The sequence below is a fragment of the Pseudomonas sp. HMWF006 genome (genome assembly GCF_003061205.1).
In the GTDB taxonomy this organism is placed as follows: Bacteria; Pseudomonadota; Gammaproteobacteria; order Pseudomonadales; family Pseudomonadaceae; genus Aquipseudomonas; species Aquipseudomonas monsensis.
The window spans coordinates 1-1208 of record NZ_QAIU01000305.1 but is presented as its reverse complement, the minus strand read 5'-3'; the positions used below and the strand labels follow the sequence as shown (position 1 = coordinate 1208).

Sequence of the window (1208 nt, the reverse complement as noted above, 5' to 3'; positions counted from 1 at the left end):
TCGCTGACCTCAACCCCGGAGAGGTCCACCTTCACCGAAGCCTGGGCACCGGTCAGCACCGCACGGGCGTCTTTCGGGCTCAGTTGCTCCAGCGGTTTGCCACCGCCGGCGGCGAGGGCGTTGAGGAACGCTTGGGTGTTGTGTTCGACACCGCTGCTTTCGGCGGCGAATGCGTTGCCGATGGACAGGGCGAGGAGGGAAGCGGTCAGGGTTTTCTTGACGATGTTCATGCTGGAAATCCTTTTGACTATGTTTTGAGTTGTTTGCCTGGATTGCGGGCTGCTGTGGCGCTGGGGTTCAGGCCTCAGCAACACCGTGAGCACAGATTAATGAGCTGTCGAAAAGTGAAAAAGCGGCTATAAAGCGTTTAACTGTCCACCAGGAAGTGACAATGAACCCGTTCGAAGACATGCGTATTTTTTGCCAGGTCATGGACTCCGGCAGCTTCACCGCAGCAGCCGATCAGTTGGGGCTGTCCAAGCAGTTCGTCAGCCGCCGCTTGATGCAACTGGAAGAGCGCCTCGGGGTGCGGCTGTTGAACCGCTCGACCCGGCGCCTGGACGTGACGCCGCTGGGCCAGAGCTATTACGAATCGGCGCTACGGCTGTTGAGCGAAGTTGAACAGGTGGAGCAGGGCATTGCCGGGCAGACCGCCGAGCCGCGCGGAACGATTCGCCTGAGTGCGCCGCTGTCGTTTGCCGTGGCGCATTTGGGGTGCCTGCTGCCGATGTTTCTGCAACGCTATCGCGAGGTCACGGTGGAGGTGGATCTGAGCGATCGGCCAGTGGACCTGCTCGGCGAAGGCTATGACCTGGCGCTGCGCATCGGCGTGCTGGAAGACTCGACGCTGATCGCCCGCCGCATCGCCTCCATCGAGCGCGTGTATTGCGCCAGCCCGGCCTACCTTGCAGAACGCGGCACGCCGCTCAAGCCGGAAGAGCTGCACAGCCACGACTGCCTGCCTTATGGCCACGGTCGTTCGGTGCAGTGGCGCTTCAACGCAGGGCAGGGCAAACCGTTGCTGGTGAATGTCACCGGGCGTATGCGCGTGAACAACGGCGAGTTGCTGCGTGATGCGGCGGTGCAGGGGTTGGGCATTACCTATCTGCCGACGTTCATCGTGGGTGCGGCGCTGAAGGATGGCCGGTTGGTGCCGGTGCTGGATGACTTGCGCCCGGAGCCGCTGACGTTATCGGCGGTGTATCCGC

Annotated in this window: 1 protein-coding gene and 1 pseudogene; one reads left to right on the top strand and one right to left on the bottom strand. The window is 62.2% G+C overall.

Features of this window, described 5'->3' with window-relative positions; all coding sequences use genetic code 11:
- Nucleotides 1-230 (bottom strand): annotated as a pseudogene (locus DBR24_RS12580) (alpha/beta hydrolase); the annotation flags it as partial.
- 161 nt (nucleotides 231-391) lie between these two features.
- Here DBR24_RS12580 and DBR24_RS12575 point away from each other — a divergent pair.
- Nucleotides 392-1208, top strand: an 817-nt coding sequence (locus tag DBR24_RS12575; RefSeq protein WP_146189026.1) for a LysR family transcriptional regulator, incomplete at its 3' end; no start/stop codon positions are given.